This is a genomic window from Virgibacillus pantothenticus, assembly GCF_018075365.1.
Classification (GTDB): domain Bacteria; phylum Bacillota; class Bacilli; order Bacillales; family Amphibacillaceae; genus Virgibacillus; species Virgibacillus pantothenticus.
The window spans coordinates 2,511,072-2,528,493 of record NZ_CP073011.1; the positions used below are offsets into that span (position 1 = coordinate 2,511,072).

The 17,422-nt window shown below is 37.8% G+C and carries 16 protein-coding genes and 1 riboswitch; of the genes, 3 read left to right on the forward strand and 13 right to left on the reverse strand.

The features are described 5' to 3' along the window. Nucleotides 1-42 precede the first annotated feature (42 nt). The 4 genes from KBP50_RS11775 to KBP50_RS22780 form a co-directional block, all read right to left on the reverse strand. Complete coding sequence (locus tag KBP50_RS11775) at nt 43-747, reverse strand: ABC transporter permease (RefSeq protein WP_236691447.1); 705 nt, start codon at nt 745-747, stop codon at nt 43-45. A 59-nt stretch (nt 748-806) separates the two neighbouring features. Next, nucleotides 807-1,097, reverse strand: a complete 291-nt coding sequence (locus tag KBP50_RS11780; protein WP_050352376.1) for a thiamine-binding protein — start codon at nt 1,095-1,097, stop codon at nt 807-809. Between the two features lie 91 nt (nt 1,098-1,188). Further along, on the reverse strand, nt 1,189-2,190 hold the full coding sequence (locus tag KBP50_RS11785; RefSeq protein WP_050352375.1) for an ABC transporter substrate-binding protein: 1,002 nt from the start codon (nt 2,188-2,190) through the stop codon (nt 1,189-1,191). 246 nt (nt 2,191-2,436) lie between these two features. Beyond that, a riboswitch (TPP riboswitch) is annotated at nt 2,437-2,546 on the reverse strand. 534 nt (nt 2,547-3,080) lie between these two features. Further along, nucleotides 3,081-3,374: a helix-turn-helix domain-containing protein gene (locus tag KBP50_RS22780; protein ID WP_076361908.1), complete on the reverse strand. Its 294-nt coding sequence runs from the start codon at nt 3,372-3,374 to the stop codon at nt 3,081-3,083. Nucleotides 3,375-3,943: 569 nt separating this feature from the next. Between KBP50_RS22780 and KBP50_RS11795 the strand changes: the two genes are divergently transcribed. Next, the gene (locus KBP50_RS11795) at nt 3,944-4,660 is read left to right on the forward strand and encodes a hypothetical protein (RefSeq protein WP_050352374.1); all 717 of its coding nucleotides are present in this window, start codon (nt 3,944-3,946) and stop codon (nt 4,658-4,660) included. A gap of 396 nt (nt 4,661-5,056) precedes the next feature. Here the strand turns inward: KBP50_RS11795 and KBP50_RS11800 are convergent, their stop codons facing one another. The 9 genes from KBP50_RS11800 to rpoN all read right to left on the reverse strand — a co-directional run bounded on the left by KBP50_RS11800 (nt 5,057) and on the right by rpoN (nt 15,416). Further along, entirely contained in the window at nt 5,057-5,401 is a 345-nt protein-coding gene (locus tag KBP50_RS11800) for an ATP-binding protein (RefSeq protein ID WP_082240962.1), read from the reverse strand. Between the two features lie 545 nt (nt 5,402-5,946). After that, nucleotides 5,947-7,233, reverse strand: coding sequence for a phosphopyruvate hydratase (eno, locus tag KBP50_RS11805; RefSeq protein ID WP_050352371.1), 1,287 nt, complete (start codon nt 7,231-7,233; stop codon nt 5,947-5,949). 31 nt (nt 7,234-7,264) lie between these two features. Then, a complete protein-coding gene (gpmI, locus tag KBP50_RS11810) occupies nt 7,265-8,803 on the reverse strand; it encodes a 2,3-bisphosphoglycerate-independent phosphoglycerate mutase (protein ID WP_050352370.1) in 1,539 nt (512 codons plus the stop codon). Beyond that, nucleotides 8,800-9,558 carry a triose-phosphate isomerase gene (gene tpiA, locus KBP50_RS11815; protein ID WP_050352369.1) on the reverse strand — a complete coding sequence of 253 codons (759 nt, stop codon included), beginning with the start codon at nt 9,556-9,558 and terminating at the stop codon, nt 8,800-8,802. Before tpiA ends, gpmI begins: the two co-directional genes overlap by 4 nt. Before the next feature lie 19 nt (nt 9,559-9,577). Then, complete coding sequence (locus KBP50_RS11820) at nt 9,578-10,759, reverse strand: phosphoglycerate kinase (RefSeq protein WP_050352368.1); 1,182 nt, start codon at nt 10,757-10,759, stop codon at nt 9,578-9,580. Nucleotides 10,760-11,108: 349 nt separating this feature from the next. Next, nucleotides 11,109-12,116 carry a type I glyceraldehyde-3-phosphate dehydrogenase gene (gene gap, locus KBP50_RS11825; RefSeq protein ID WP_050352367.1) on the reverse strand — a complete coding sequence of 336 codons (1,008 nt, stop codon included), beginning with the start codon at nt 12,114-12,116 and terminating at the stop codon, nt 11,109-11,111. 36 nt (nt 12,117-12,152) lie between these two features. After that, on the reverse strand, nt 12,153-13,184 hold the full coding sequence (locus KBP50_RS11830; protein ID WP_050352366.1) for a sugar-binding transcriptional regulator: 1,032 nt from the start codon (nt 13,182-13,184) through the stop codon (nt 12,153-12,155). A gap of 695 nt (nt 13,185-13,879) precedes the next feature. Beyond that, nucleotides 13,880-14,128, reverse strand: coding sequence for a glutaredoxin family protein (locus KBP50_RS11835; RefSeq protein WP_232231231.1), 249 nt, complete (start codon nt 14,126-14,128; stop codon nt 13,880-13,882). Between the two features lies 1 nt (nt 14,129). After that, complete coding sequence (gene rpoN, locus KBP50_RS11840) at nt 14,130-15,416, reverse strand: RNA polymerase factor sigma-54 (protein ID WP_050352365.1); 1,287 nt, start codon at nt 15,414-15,416, stop codon at nt 14,130-14,132. A gap of 396 nt (nt 15,417-15,812) precedes the next feature. On the opposite strand from rpoN, the gene KBP50_RS11845 reads away from it, so the two are divergent. Both KBP50_RS11845 and KBP50_RS11850 read left to right on the forward strand, forming a co-directional pair. Next, complete coding sequence (locus tag KBP50_RS11845; protein ID WP_050352364.1) at nt 15,813-16,217, forward strand: RNase H family protein; 405 nt, start codon at nt 15,813-15,815, stop codon at nt 16,215-16,217. A gap of 167 nt (nt 16,218-16,384) precedes the next feature. Then, complete coding sequence (locus KBP50_RS11850) at nt 16,385-17,029, forward strand: hypothetical protein (protein ID WP_050352363.1); 645 nt, start codon at nt 16,385-16,387, stop codon at nt 17,027-17,029. The last annotated feature ends 393 nt before the right edge of the window (nt 17,030-17,422 follow it).

Sequence of the window (17,422 nt, forward strand, 5' to 3'; positions counted from 1 at the left end):
TACATTAACATGCTGACTCATAATAAAATTTATCATATTATACTAGTCTTCCTGTTGAGCAGGAGTCTTAACCACTTTTCGTTCTGCATAGGAAAGAAGTGCAAAAAATAGTAAACTTAATGTGACAATAAACAAAATCGCTACAAACACTCGGTCCGTACGAAATGAAGAGGAAGCAAGTGTCATATAATAACCCATTCCTTCACTAGCTCCAAGCCATTCAGAAATAACAGCTCCCATTACACTATAGGTAGCTGCGATTTTCAATCCGCTAAATAGTGATGGTAGCGCATGGGGCCATTCTAATTTGTAAAAGATTTGCCGTTTATTCGCACCAGCCATTTCCATATAATGCTTCAATTCCCCACTCGTCTGACGAAACCCATCCAAAACAGCAATCGTTATCGGAAAAAAGCAGACGAGCGTGATGACAATAATTTTAGGTAATATACCAAAGCCAAACCAAACAACGAGTAACGGAGCTAATATAATGATCGGGATATTTTGCGATATAATTAATAATGGATATAACGCCTCACGTAATACCGGCACTAAATGCAGACATACAGCGACAACGATACCAACACTGCTACCAATAACAAATCCCATCATAGATAATTGAATCGTTGCACCAAGATGATGCTTATAATCTCCCCAGCCTGCGATTGCCTCTTGTCCAATAGATGACGGCGCAGGTAATAGCCATTCTTGAATGGCAAACAACTTACTCGCTAACTCCCACACCATAATCAAAAGGATGAGGACCAAAACTGGTCGCCATCCTCTTTTTAGTATTTTCTTAAGCATTAGCGATACTTCTCCGTTAACTTATCCATAGAAGCACCTGATGGCTGATAAAATATTTTCGCTTGCGAAATAACACTCGGACAACCCAATTCTTCCATCCGTTGGTTCATTTTCTCTACAATCGCAAGCAAGTCGGGTAATTCACCTTCCATCGTTGTTTCCAAAGGACTTACATGGTAAGGAACCCCAGACGCATCAATAATTGCAATTGCTTCATCCACATAAGGAATCACATCTTCCCCGTTTTTTGTTTTTGGAATGATTTGTATACTTACAAGCGCATTAGCCATTACTTCTCCTCCGTTTCTACAATCATATCGAAGCCACTCGTAATCAAAATGATGTGACGTAGGTCGATCTATTGTTTAACGAGTACCTTGGTTATTTTTCTGGTAAAAATTCATTTGTAAATGCTTTCTCACTATCCAAAGGCTTGTCCAACAATTCATTGTCAAACATCCAGGTCGAATAGTTTTCCCATACTTCTTGCTTTTGTTCGCCCCATCTGTCTGCATCATCCTGATATTTATCCGCTAGCCATTTTTGACTTGCCTTTACTAAATCTTCATCCAAGTCAGGCACTGCTTTAATTAAGATGTCAGCAGCTTCCTCAGGATTATCAATAGCGAGCTCATACCCTTTCGATACAGCAGCTAAAAACTTTTTAATCGTCTCCGGTTCTTCTTCAATCATCGTTTCATTTGTTGTCAGCACTGGAGTATAGTAATCCAGCTTTTCCGAGTAATCTGTGAGATAAACCATATTGACCTCTTCATTACGAAGTTCAGCTTCTACACCTGTCCAGCCATAATAAATCCATGCAAAATCAATATCACGCTCTACGGCAGTAAAGAAGTCGGTTTCCCCCATATTTACAATGTCCACTTTTTCAACATCGGCTCCGTCCTGCTTCATCAACGAATTAATTACCGCTTTTTCAACCGGAGCTCCCCAACCACCATACGTTTTACCTTCAAAATCTTTAGGCTCTGTTATATCTTTTTCTTTTGGTGAGGCAAAGCCAGATGTATTGTGCTGAATAATCGCGGCAATGGAAACGATCGGAATATCTTGTACCCTCGCTTCCGTAATTCCTTCCTGAGCACCAATACCGAAGTCAGCCTTCCCAGACGCCACTAACTGATCCGCACCTGCTTCTCCCGGCATTTTAATATCAACATTCAATCCCTGTTCTTTAAAATATCCTTTTTCTTTCGCTACATATAGCCCTGTATGATTGGTATTCGGTGTCCAATCAAGAACAATAGATACTTCCTTTAGGTTCTTATCTGCCGCTTTTTCTTTTTTACCTGACTCATCGCCATTTGTACTACATGCTGCTAACAAAATAATGAACAAACTTAGCATGATGAATTTTCTCAATGTGTCTCCTCCTCCAGAATAACTACAGCTATGTAAGGTACTGAGAATAAGGGAAACTCCAATCACGAAAGACCGAGCTCTCCTCCGTTGATTGTTCAATGAACCGATTTGGACATTCACCAGCAGTTGCATTCTCCTATGTTGGTTTTATGTTTAGAAGATATGTTCATCTGCCAAGTATATACGAAATAAAAAAAGCCTTAGGGGCTTACGTACACCTAGGGCTTTTTGCACATGCAAATCATTTTTGTATATCGACATGTTCCCTACGCTGGTTTTACCCAGATCAGGTTCTAAGAGTCAGTATCTTACGGATACAATCTCAACCAGCAACACTGGTCCCCCTACAACGCTTGTATGCTATTATATAGTTGTCTTTCCATAAGTAACTATGCCATATTTGTAGAGATTTAGCAAGTTTTAATAGTTAGCTTTGCTCCAGATAGCAGTCACCTATGACAATTTTCCACAGGTTCCCTTAATTAAGCAATTTTGAATAGCTAATGAAGGCACAAATATAAGTTTTAGAAAAACTTGACACAAATATGAATATAATCCTTAACATAATGCATATCACTATTGAACAGTTAACTGCATTGTTGAAAACCTTCTAATATAAGACGTAAACTATTGTAATCTTGTCGTCTATACACATGGTCTCTACATACTTTTATGTACTTTTCAATCTGATAAAAATTTGTGCTTTCTATAATTACTCACAATATAGTGCAATAGAACTTCAAGTTTTTCGCTGCTTGCCTTGAGTAAATCCGATCCTAGAATTTAAGTGCCCACTTCATTTCTATATAAAGTTGATGTATCACATATTCCCTCACATAATCTTTATGATCCTATTTCTTTTCTGTAATCTATATAGGAATTAAATGAGTCTACTTTTGGTCTATCGCTTGTAATGCGTTTCTTGTCATTTTTATGGAGAATTTTTTTAATTTGTGTAGAATTTTATATTTGAAAATCATCCTACACACATGAATTTCGATTTCTTCAATAGGTAAGTTTGGCATGCAGAGAATTTCCATTCTATTTGCTTGCATAAGCTTGGATTGTAAACGATCACGTGTATCTTCGTCGATGCTCCAATAAGTATTTCCATACTCATCCAAAAACTTACGCATGGATAACCTTGCCATATAGTTTCCATAATGCAGAATAATTACTTTCATCGATTATTGCCCCCCTTACTTGCAGCTAAAATAATTGGATGCGGCAATAAGCCACGCTCATTGTTTTCAGTGTCAGAATTATCATCCCAATCATCCGCATGTCCCCCCCCAAAAGTCGTTTTAAAGGGTGGGGATGATTTCCCCGTTCATAACCTTCAACAAGTAAATTTTAAAAATGTCAAAATAGGAGCAAATATTTAGCGATATAAAATACAAAAAAAGCCTAGAAGAATATAGATCAGCAGAGCATAAACTTTTTGCACGTTATTATTATAGAACTTTAAAGTAATTTGTATATAATAATTATCACTATGTCGAATATTGTCTTAAAAATAGTGTAGCTAATAGTTGTCAGTTAATATATAATTATTTTGAAATTCAGGAAAACTTAATTAGGAGTGGTAATATGAAAAGATGTATTCCTAAGATATTACTTTTTTCCGCTATTATTTTTTTAGTTTCAACTATTACAGAACCGCTATACGTTAACTTCTTTTGATGATTTTGAAGCGGAATTTTTTAATGATGAATTACCTTTAGAAGATCTTACTTTTGATGACTTAGAAAAAATGAGTGAAGATGAACTTAAAGAATTCGGAATAAATATGGATGAGGATGCTGATACATTTAATCCTGAGATTTTGGATGAGGATTTTGATTGTGAGGCTGCTGTTAATGATTTAGACATAGCAAAAATGGACGGGGAGGAAAAGGATGAATTTCTACAAGTTATTGAAGAAGTAGCAGCAACTTCTGATACGGAAGAAGTTGAATTGTTAGAGGAAGCACTTATTGATATTTTTAATAGCGATTCTGAAACATTTAATGATTTAGAGGCTACTCAGGAAAGCCTAGAAGAAGCTTATGTAGAAAAACTCGAATCTGAAGAAATAGCTCTTCTTTCCAGGACGAAAAAGTTGATTTTTGGTTCAAATAAAGTATACGCGGCTAAAAAGAAAAAGGGTAAAATAAGAGTTGGTGTTAATCTTGCTGGAGCCGTATTTAATGTAGCGATTAGTGGGGTTGTTGGTGGCGGTGTTAGTGCACTTAAAAGTTATATTAAAAAGAAAGGCAAGAAAGTAGTCGCAAAAAATTTATCTAGGGTAGCCACTGCTCAAGCGAAAAAATTAAAAATAAAATCAGTTAGAGGAGTAGCTATAGTAACAGTAATTTCTAGCGCTATTTATGTGGCCTTAGATTATTTAAATGTTGGTGTAGCCCTAGCTAGGGTTATAGATTCCAAAGATTGGTATAGAAATAATGGGTGGATTGATATAACAAAGTGAGGTTAATTTAAAATGAAGTATTTAAGATACATTATTTATCTAATTATTTTAATTTCAATTGCGTATTATACGAGTATGTACATTACTGATAAGGAGAAATTATACACCTATGTTATTACTTTTCTTATCATTACCCCTATTGTTTTTTTAATTCTTTATTTGGAATTTATAAAAATCCCCCCAAAAAAAACAAAGAATGAATGATTATCTTAAACGGGTTCAGGATAGCTGACTTTAAGCGAATTTGAATCCGTTTTTTCTTTCTCTTAGATTTAAGGAACGCAAAAACGCTCACAACTTTCCGTCTTTTTAGATTATCTTGAAGGTAAAGCATAAGATGTTTATAAAGTGAAATCCAGTAAGCTGTTGGGCGGTTTTTACAAGAGCAAGTAACAACTAAAATAGCTGGAAGAATAGTTCGTCAACCTCCGTAGTAAAAGAAACATATTCAATCTCATCTAAGATAACGAGGTCAACATTTTTGAACTTGCTTTGGAAGGATGCCAGTCTATCCTCTTTCCAAGCTTTCTCCAGGCTTTCCACCAAATTAGATACCCGATAAAACCTGACCTCTAATCCCGTCTTGCATGCCTCAAAACCTACGGATGTCGCTAAATGTGTTTTTCCCGTTCCAGGTGACCCCGTTAGAATCAAGTTTTCTTTTGCCTGAATGAAACGTAACCTTTTATTACAAGAATGCTTTCCTATAGTAGAACAAAGGCGCAAGCGCCCGTTTAGCAACGTAGCGAATGGAACGAATCAACTAAAGATTTAGGAATCATGCCCCTGCAACCAGGGGTATGCCGACGTCGGGCGGCAAGCCCGTTTTTAGTCGGCCTTCCTCTTAGCGACAAACCGATGATGACTTATCGTAGGGCGATTTCGTGAAGTCGCCTAGTTGCTGGGCGCTGAAGCCGGACGTGGCTATTCAGTTATTCCCTTACCCCAAAGCAACAAACTTTATACTTTCTTATCTTTGAACAAGGAGCAAGCGCCCGTTTAGCAACGTAGCGAAGAACGAATCAACTAAAGAAAAAGGAATCATACCACTAAAACTTGGGTATGCCGACGTCTGGGCGGCAAGCCCTTTTCTCCTCTTAGCGACGAACCGATGATGCCTTATCGTAGGGCGCATTTCTAAAGTTGCCTAGTTGCTGGGCTCATGCGCCGGACGTGGCTATTCAGTTATTTCGTTATCCCCAAGCACCCCATTTTATAGGTTCCTTTACAATATAAAAAACCTCCCGATTCGCTATCATACGAACGGGGAGGTCGTTATCTATTCCTTATTTATTCAAGTTGTAAAATGCTGTTTTTCCAGCGTATTCACCCATGCCAGCTAATTCATCTTCAATACGTAGTAATTGATTATATTTAGCTACACGGTCGGTACGAGATGGTGCACCTGTTTTAATTTGGCCAGCATTTGTTGCTACAGCAATGTCAGCAATAGTAGCATCTTCTGTTTCACCAGAGCGGTGAGAAATAACAGCTGTGTAACCAGCGCGTTTTGCCATTTCGATAGCTTCAAATGTTTCTGTTAAAGTACCAATTTGGTTTACTTTAATAAGGATAGAGTTACCGATTCCTTGCTCAATACCTCTGGATAATTTTTCAGTATTTGTTACGAACAAGTCATCTCCAACTAATTGAACTTTTTTACCGAGACGATCTGTTAGAAGCTTGAAGCCGTCCCAGTCGTTTTCGTCTAATCCATCCTCGATAGAGACGATAGGGTATTTACTGATCATATCTTCGTACCAGTCAACCATTTCTTCAGATGTACGAACAACACCTTCACCTTTCAGGTTGTACTTACCATCTTCATAAATTTCAGAAGCGGCTACGTCCATTGCTAGTTTTACTTCTTCACCAGGCTTATAGCCGGCTGCTTCGATCGCTTCAACAATCGTTTGCAATGCTTCTTCGTTAGAAGCGAGGTTTGGAGCAAAACCACCTTCGTCACCTACAGCTGTGTTATAACCTTTTGATTTTAATACGTTTTTCAAGGAATGGAAGATTTCAGCACCTGTACGAAGTGCTTCTTGGAACGTTTCAGCTCCAACTGGCATAATCATAAATTCTTGAATGTCAACGTTGTTGTCTGCGTGCTCGCCACCATTTAAAATGTTCATCATTGGTGTTGGTAACGTTTTTGCGTTGAAACCGCCAAGGTAGTTATAAAGCGGAACTTCTAAATAACTTGCAGCAGCGTGAGCAACAGCCATCGATACACCTAGGATAGCATTAGCGCCTAATTTTCCTTTATTGTCTGTTCCATCTAGTTCAATCATTAACGCATCGATGATGTTTTGACGTGTTACATCAATTCCTAATAGTTCAGGTGCAATCACTTCGTTCACATTTTGAACTGCTTTCAAAACACCTTTACCTAGGTAGCGGCTTTTGTCGCCGTCACGTAATTCTACTGCTTCATATTCTCCAGTGGAAGCACCACTTGGAACTAATGCAGAACCAAAAGCACCTGATTCTGTGAATACTTCTACTTCAACGGTTGGGTTACCGCGAGAGTCTAATACTTCACGAGCGTAAACATCTGTAATATATGGCATTCAAATCGTCTCCTTTTTTCAAAACGTTGAGTTATTTTTTTATTAATGACTGGCCTGTCATTTCTTTTGGTTGTTCAATATCTAAGAGATCAAGCAACGTTGGGGCTAAATCTGCTAAAATGCCGCCATCACGTAAACTAATATCATCTTTTGTTACAATAACAGGAACTGGATTCGTTGTGTGAGCTGTCATTGGGTTTCCTTCTAAAGTTATGACCTCATCTGAATTACCATGGTCTGCAGTAATAATCGCATGACCACCAAGTTCGATAATTTTATCGACGATTTTTCCTAAGCATTCATCCACTGCTTCGATTGCCTTTATCGTTGGCTCCAATTTACCAGAATGTCCAACCATATCTGGGTTGGCGAAATTCAGGATAATCGCGTTACGATCCCCAGTTTCGAGTTCATTTAGCAACGCGTCCGTCACTTCATAAGCACTCATCTCTGGTTTTAAGTCGTACGTCGCTACCTTTGGTGAATCAATTAGGATTCGTTTTTCACCTGGAAATTCTGCTTCACGCCCACCACTCATAAAATACGTTACGTGAGGGTATTTCTCTGTTTCAGCAATTCTTAGCTGTTTCATATCATGCTGTGCTAAAACTTCTCCAACCGTATTATCTAAATTAACCGGCTCATAAGCAACATAGCCGTTTACCGTTTCGCTAAAGTTAGTTAGCATAACAAAATCTAAGTTTTTTGGAACTTTGTCTCCACGGTCAAAATCATGAAAATCTTCATTGGCAAAAGTACGTGAGATTTGAATGGCACGATCTGGGCGGAAGTTGTAAAAAATAATCGAATCTCCATCTTCTACAGTTCCAACTGGGTCGCCAGCTTCATTCGTAATAACGGATGGGATAACGAACTCATCATAGATTTCGCTAGCATAGGATTCGTCAATAACGGCAAACGGATCGGTATATTTTGGTCCTTTTCCGTATACCATGGCGTCATATGCTTTTTTCACGCGATCCCAACGCTTGTCTCGATCCATGGAATAGTAACGTCCGGATATGGTTGCAATTTGACCAACTCCGTACTCCGCTATCTTATCCTGTGTTTGTTGGATATAGGTTTTAGCTGTTTGTGGACCAACATCTCGTCCGTCTAGAAACGCATGAATGTACACTTTTTCTAAGCCTTGTTCTTTCGCAAGCTTCAATAGCGCAAATAAGTGATTGATGTGACTGTGTACACCACCATCTGAAAGCAAGCCAAAAATGTGTAGAGCTTTATCATTATTTTTTGCATGTTGCATCGATTTTATAAACGCTTCTTTTTCAAAGAATTCGCCTTTTTTAATCGATAAGTTAACACGTGTTAGGCTTTGATACACAATTCTACCAGCGCCAATATTCAAGTGGCCGACTTCAGAATTACCCATTTGTCCTTCTGGCAAGCCAACAGCTTCACCACAGGCTGTTAGCTGGCTATGAGCATACTGATTCCAATAGCGGTCAAAATTCGGTTTGTTGGCCTGTTTCACTGCATTACCTTTGACTTCATCACGAATCGCAAAGCCATCTAAGATGATTAATGCCGCTAATTTATTTTGTTTCATTTTGCACCTGCCTCCACTAATTGCAAGAATGAATCTGGTTCAAGGCTAGCTCCACCAACTAATGCACCATCAATATCGGATTGAGCCAATAGTTCTTCTACGTTTGCAGGCTTGACACTGCCACCGTACTGAATAATAACCTTGTCTGCTGTTTCTTTAGATGTAAGTTTTGCAATAACCTCACGGATATGCGTACAAACTTCATTTGCTTGTTCACTAGTCGCTGTTTTTCCAGTACCAATTGCCCAAATAGGCTCATAGGCAACAATGGTATTGGCAACTTGCTCTTCGCTTAACCCTTCTAGAGCTTTTGTAACTTGCATTTCCACATGATCCATTGTTTCATTTGCTTCACGCTGTTCTAGCGTTTCGCCAACACAGACAATAGGTGTTAGTTGGTGCTTAAATGCAGCATGCACTTTCTTATTCACTGTTTCATCTGTTTCATTATAATATTCTCTACGCTCAGAATGCCCTAATACCACATAGGTAACACCTAAATCTGCAAGCATTTCCGGGCTTACTTCGCCTGTATATGCACCACTTTCTTCATAATGCATTGTTTGGGCAGCGACTTTCAATTTCGTATCTTTTGTCTTTTCCACAAGCTGAGCTAAGAAAGGAAATGGGGCACAAACGATCGCCTCTACCTTTTCTGACTGAGGTAGCTTTGATTTCACCTCATCGACAAACTGATTCGCATCGTTTGCTAGCTTGTTCATTTTCCAGTTTCCAGCAATTACTTTTTTGCGCATCGTCTCACCTCATACCATTTTATTTATCTGTTAATGCAGCAACACCTGGAAGAACTTTACCTTCCATAAATTCTAAAGATGCTCCTCCACCAGTAGATACATGATCCATTTTATCACTTAGACCAAATTTTTCCACAGCAGCTGCAGAATCTCCACCGCCAATTACGGTATATCCTTCTGTTTTTGCTAATGCATCAGCAACTGCTTTTGTTCCATTAGCAAAAGCATCCATTTCAAAAACTCCCATTGGACCATTCCAAATAATTAATTTAGAGTTAGCAACAATTTCTGCATATTTCTCAGCTGTTTTAGGACCGATATCCAACGCTTCCCAGTCAGCTGGAATTTGATCGATATCTACTTCTTTTTTATCGGCATCTTCAGCAAATTTGTCCGCTACAACAGCGTCAATTGGAAGCACAAATTCGACACCTTTATCTTTTGCTTTTTGCATAAACTGTTTGGCAAGGTCAATTTTGTCTTCTTCTAATAATGAATTACCAACTTCATAGCCTTGTGCTTTAATAAAAGTATAGGCTAAGCCACCACCAATAATAAGGTGGTCTACTTTTTCAAGTAAATTATCGATAACATCAATTTTATCTTTTACTTTCGCCCCACCAATAATAGCTGTAAATGGACGTTTAGGATTTTCTAATGCTTGACCTAAAACAGATAGTTCCTTTTCCATTAAAAATCCAGCAGCGGCAGGAAGCTTTTCTGCTACACCAGTTGTTGAAGCATGAGCTCGGTGAGCTGCACCGAATGCATCATTCACATAAACATCCGCCAGATCAGCAAATGCTTGTGACAATGCTTCATCATTCTTTTCTTCACCAGCTTCAAAGCGGACGTTTTCGATTAAAACGATATCGCCTTCGCCTACCTTGGCAATTGCTTCATGGACTTCTTGACCATATACTGCATCTGTTTTTACGACTTCTTTACCGATTAAATCACTTAATCGTTTTGCTACAGGATCTAGGCGTAACTCTTCTACAACTTTTCCTTTAGGACGACCAAGATGACTTGCTAAAATGATGATCGCACCTTGATTAGATAAATATTCAATGGTAGGTAAGGCAGCTCTGATTCTTGTATCATCTGTTACCTCACCATCTTTCATCGGTACGTTAAAATCGACGCGGCAAAAAACTTTTTTTCCTTTAACATCAAGATCTTTTACTGACAGTTTATTCATGTTCTTCTGCCTCCTATATTCAGGATATGTAATTATCCCAACATAACGAATGATAGCTACCAAGAAATGAAACATTCTAAAGAGGTCGTTCTTGCTTGTTGCTTCACTCTTAGATTAGCAAAGAAATTTCTTTCATGCCAATTCATAAGATAAAGGGACATTGCTTGTTCTTTTGACTATAAAGCAGAACTGGTTAGAAAATCTCTAGATAAGTTCTAACTCTCCTAGCCCTAGCATACATTATACTAGATCCCCTTTCTCCGATCAGCAGCTTATGAAATGCATTAAACTCCTTAAAAACAAGGAAAAAGGAGGAGGATTATTCATGCTCCTCCCCCGCTATTTTTTCTTATAGTCCTTTGTTGTTCATTAGTACTGCTAAATCAACACAGCGAGCAGAATAACCCATTTCATTATCGTACCAAGAAATAACTTTTACTAGGTTATCTTCTAAAACAATTGTAGATAAGCCATCTACAATAGAAGAGTGCTGGTTACCTAAAATATCTGAAGATACAAGTGGTGCTTCACTGTATTCAAGAATTCCTTTTAATTCACCTTCAGCAGCTTCTTTTAATGCAGCATTGATTTCTTCTGCTGTTACATTTTTCTCTAATTCAGCAACAAGGTCTACTAAAGAACCGTCTGGAGTAGGAACACGTACTGCGCCACCATTTAACTTACCATTTAATTCTGGTAAAACTTTTCCTACTGCTTTAGCAGCACCAGTTGTTGTCGGGATAATGTTTTGTGCTGCTGCACGAGCACGACGATAATCTTTATGTGGCAAATCAAGGATTTGCTGATCATTTGTATAAGAGTGAATTGTAGTCATTAGACCGCGTTTAATACCAAAGTTATCATGTAAAACCTTAGCATATGGCGCTAAACAGTTTGTTGTACAAGAAGCATTAGATACAACATGATGTTTTGCTGGATCATATTCTTTATCGTTAACACCCATTACTACTGTTAAGTCTTCATTTTTACCAGGTGCAGAAATAATTACCTTTTTCGCACCAGCGTCAATATGCTTTTGTGCATCTTCTCTATTTGTAAAACGTCCCGTAGATTCCATTACAATTTCTACACCAAGTTTGTCCCAGCCTAATTGAGCAGGGTCTCTTTCAGACATTACTTTGATTTCTTTTCCACCAACAACAATATTTGAACCATTTACAGAAACCTCTTCTTCCAAAATACCATGGATAGAGTCATACTTTAGTAAATGAGCTAGCATATTAGCATCGGTTAAGTCATTGATTGCAACTACTTCTACATCATCATTTTGTAGAGCAAGGCGAAATACAAGACGTCCTATTCTACCAAAACCATTAATTCCTACTTTTACTGCCATTATAATTCCTCCTAAAAATGAATTAATAATTTATATTTAAAGGGAGGATGCTCCCCTTAAAATCTCTTCTGCGGCTGCTTCATCGGTGATTAGCAGCTCTGTTTTTGCTCGCTTAAAATACGAAGCAATTGCTTGCGCTTTAGAGCGCCCACCTGCAATGGTAATAACATAAGGGATTTGCTTTAAATCTTCCAGCTGTATTCCAACTGTACGCACCTTATGTACAACATTACCCTTTTTGTCGAAATAATAACCAAAAGCTTCACTTACCGCCTGATGCTCGCGCAATTTTTCCACAATATCCTCTGGTGTTTTTCTCCGATACGCCATTGTGAGCGCATCGCCAATTCCATGCATCACAACCGTTGCCGTTTTTATCTGCGATAATGTTTCATTCACGCTTGGCTCCTGGATGATCATTTGATAAGCTGATTCGCTTAATGGATCAGGAACATACAGCAAGCGATAATCGCCATGTGCTTTGCGAGCCATTTCAGCCGCAATCGTATTAGCCTGGTTTTCTACCTTTTCACCAATACCGCCTCGTGCCGGGACAAAAAGCGTATTATTGCTCTGTTCAAATGGCGTCATCATAGCTGCTATTGCAGCCATTGTGGTTCCACCAGTTACAGCAATCGTTGGTTGTTCACCAATCATGGTTTTTAAGCTTGCCACACAAGCCTTCCCCATTTCCTGTTTAACCCATTCATGCTCATCGCTATTTCCAGGGACAACGATAACGTTACGGATAGATAACGCATCCTTTAGTTTGTTTTCCAACGCACGCAAGTCCATTATCTCACTCATAAATGCACCTAACTGTTCTAGGATTAATTTACCCTCTTTTGTAATAAACATACCTTTCGCAGTTATTTGAATTAAATCTTGTGACTGCAAAAGTTCGATTTCTCCTCGTACAGTTCGTTCGGTCACATTTGTGTTTTCAGCTAGTCCCCTTCGACCTATTGGCTCTAACAGATCAATGGTGCGCAGCATCGCATAGCGCCGTTGCATTACTTCCAGCATATCAGGTAGTAATCTTTTTTGTAGTTGAATTAAATTTCTCATTCTAAGGACTCCTTCACCTGGACCTTTGAAGTCCCGGGTGGATATATTACGTCCCGGAAGCTGCAAAAAAAATTTTTCCTTGCTTTATGTTATCTCGCTTACATGTATATTATACCAAATATATATAATTACACAACCAATATAATGTTAACATTATGTGAAGCGGATTGAAAACAGATTAGATTTAGCTATGCCGCGTTAATATGTATAAAATAAAACTGCTGCCAATAGTACTTTTATGCCCAATATTATTATGGATCCATAGGAAGATCATAAGTTTATGCTTTTGTAAGTCTTTCCTTTATTAATGTTTGCAGCATTGTTGTTGTTTGGCAAGTCTACTTTCTCACAGTTTTGAATGTCTCCATTAAGATATGTCATCTGCTGAAATCAGCCCCAATTTCTAACATTTTCGAAAAATAGATACCTAACCTTATCACTTTTTTGAAAAACAATGAAGTTAGTTAGCGGCATTTATCAAATTATTCCTTCATAACTGTTTGTTATTACAAGGGCAAAAACGTTTTAAGTGCCATTTTCAGTGCTAGAAAGATTGCTTACCTTTTGTGAAGCTAACCATGCATTCTTAGAAATTGCTCTAAGACAGCGCTTTACACTTATAACGTTCTAGTTACTACTTCACAACTTTCTCTTCTGACTTCACGTCCTCAAAAGCAGGCCAGCCCCCCCTGCTTTTACTTGCGCGCATATTGCTCCAGAAATTTTTTCAATGATTCCCAACTTAGCTGAGAGGCGTCTAGTATTTCGCCATTAACTTGAATGCAGGGGATTATTAATTGATATTGTTCCAACCATTGGTCATTGGTGTATATATCCCGTTCTTCCACTTGTAATCCGTATTCATCTTGAAACATTTCCAGCATCCATTTTGCCTCATCACATAGGGGACAGGCAGTTTTCGTATAAAAATATACCGTTATCAAACTATCGCTCCTTTCTTTTTGTTGATGATGGTATTTGCATTTGTTCTCTGTATTTCATGACCGTACGCCTTGCAATTGTAATATCATAATGATCCGCTAATAATCTCCGTATTTTTTCATCAGAAAAAGGCTTACGCTTATCTTCACTATCTATAAGGTCAACGATAAATTTTTTAACAGCAGATGCAGCAGCCTTTGTACCATTTGTTTGTTTAATTCCAGTTTGTAAAAAGAAATTTAATGGTAAAATTCCAGTTGGAGTTTGTACGTACTTTTGAGCGATAGCGCGGCTTATCGTTGACACATGGAGTTCCAATTCGTCTGCAATATCTTTTAATGTTAATGATTGCAGCATATGAGCTCCATGTTCAAAAAACAGGGATTGCTTTTCAATGATGCATTGTATAACACGTTCTAACGTGTTACTCCGATAGGCAATTGCTTTTTTCACCATTTCTACCTGTGTCTGTTTTTCCTTAATGTATTTCTCCGTTTCCTTGCCGATCCCCTTCATATGATAATAATCATCGTTAATTGTTAGCTTAGGCGCACTCCAAGAATAAAATGATAAATGCCATTTTCCGTTCTCTTTATAAATAGAAGCTTCGGGAATAATATAATGGTCTATTTTCGTATCTAGCAAATGTCCCGGTTTTGGGTGACATGTTTTAATTTGGTCAAACAATTCTTTCACATATGCAGGACTTTTTTCGTAATGGGTCGCTACTGCCTCAACATCTTCTTCAGCTACCCATTCTAAATGATTGTTCAATAAATCGTTTACAAACGGAACTTCTTCAGACGGAATATTTAATTGTAAAACGATACATTCACTTAAGGTCCTTGCTCCTATACCAGCTGGTTCCAAAGATTGGATGAACTTTAATGCTTGCTCCACCTTCTCCACAGTAGTCTGACACTGCTCAGCCCATAGTAGCAGATCAATATCTAGGTAACCGCTTTCATTGATGGAATCAATACCAAATAAAACAATCGGTCTCATTCCCTCTGGTATGTTCAACGTATATAACTGCTTCTTTAAATGATCATACATGCTTAACTCGTTTGCATTTATTTCTCCTGGAGCTATTGTATTATCCGTAGAAGATCGATACGGAATATTCGCATCATCATAGTTTATCTCTTCAATGAGCGGGTTTTCTTTTTCTAGTTCTTTTAAATAATCGACTAGCTCAGTACTGGAAAATTGCAATATTTGAATAGACTGCATCAAGGATTGATTCATTTTCCATTGTAACACTTGCTCATTAACAAGCTGTAACTTCATGACTATCCCCTACTTTCTTCCCTTTCTTTTATTTTGCCATAAAAACGAATTTCCTTCTAGAGAATGTTATTCAAAAAGACTTGCTATAAAGTAGATCTTCAACCAGAATAGGGGTTCTTTCATCCCCCACTGATGGTTAGTACAGTAATGGTATGACTAAAGGTCTCTTATGAAAAAGGGCATTTAGGTCTATTATCTCACAATTAGACTTGTTAAAGTACAGATATTCTACTCTCGAAGCAGATGTCATACTGCACCTGATATGCAGGATAAAAAGAAAATAATGTAAGTCAGCAAATTCTTATATCATCTTGCATTCTTCACCTTCCATATCATTAGCGTGTTGTTCTATATCCGTATATGCTATAATCGGCATACATATAAGGAGGTACAAGCATGATAGAGGTATACACAGACGGGGCATCTAATGGAGACCCCGGACCTAGCGGAGCCGGTATTTATATCAAGCAAGGACATAACCAGTACAATTATACCTTCTTTTTAGGTAATCTTTCTAACCATGAAGCTGAATTTCATGCTGTTATCCAAGCTTTAATTATCTGTAAAGAAAAATTCCCAAATGAAATCTTATCATTTCGCGCCGATTCCAAAATCGTTGTTGAAACAATTGAGAAGAATTATACAAAAAACAAAGCGTTTATCCCGTTGTTACAAACAATCCATGAGCATTCTTCTCACTTTCCTCACTTTTTTATTAAATGGATTCCTGAAAAACAAAATATGCACGCAGATAAATTAGCTCGACAAGCGATTCGAAACCACCATTCAAAAATTAGATAAAGTGCCATATTCAAGCACGACTTTTTCTATACTTATAAGAACAAGAATAAAGACTGGCATCTGTGACATATTGCTGACGCAGCTTTCATCCTTTTGACTAGAAAAAGCTGCTGTTTGATTGGATATATCCGCATATTAATCACGGGTAGTGCTAAGGAGTGTTTACTTTGGGCCCTGATGAAATATCCGCTTTAGTTCATAGTATAAAAATAAAAACAGAAAAGCATAAATTTATCATTGAATCTATGTCTCCTGCCTTGAAACTTATAGGCAGCGGTCGAAGTGCAGTAGTATGTAAAATGGAAGAAACAGATAAAGTGCTTAAAGTATTTCCTACAGGTTATGAACATATCGCACGAGAAGAAGCTTCTGTTTATCAACAGCTAAAGGGATGTTCTTTGTTTCCAAAAATGTATGCATTTGGCACTAATTATCTTGTGCTTGATTACATTCCTGGTGTCACTTTATATGATTGCTTAATGAAAGGGATACCGTTCACGAAGAAGCATATTCAAGAAGCGGATCAAGCATTTGCCTACGCAAAGCAGCAAGGACTAAATCCCGCTGATGTTCACTTAAGAAATATTATTCTTACACCAACAGGAATGGTCAAAGTTATCGATGTTGCCAGATTTAGGCAAACGAAGCACGACCAGCAGTGGGAGGATATTAAACGTATTCTTGATTCTGTATATTTTAAAAAATATACTCCTAAAAAAATACCGCGTTTTATTTTGGAGGGCATTGCAGCATTATATAAGAGCAGACTTACACAACGATGGCTCGATCGTTGGCACCATCGAACAAATTAAGCAGATTGTTAGGTGAATAATTCACTACTTAGCTGACAGTTAAATGCTTACGTAGGGGCCTCTTGGGAAGAGAGCTCTTGCTCGCTTTTTTCTTTATAAAGCCATTCAAGATAGTTGGAGAAATTTATTACTAAAATGTAAGATTATGTTATCTTAAAGAAATAGGGGGGAAATGAGGGCTAGAAAATTAGGAGAATTATTGAGTTTGTTATTGTTTTCTTTTATAGTAAGTTATCTTTTATCATCAAAATGATGGATTTTTCAGTAGCACACATTAGAATCCGGAATGTTGAAGCATTATTTAGTTTGCAATAATGCTTCAGCATTTTTATATAATCCTTACCAGAAGAAGAAAGAGCTTGCTATAACAAGAATGATTAATAACATTGACCT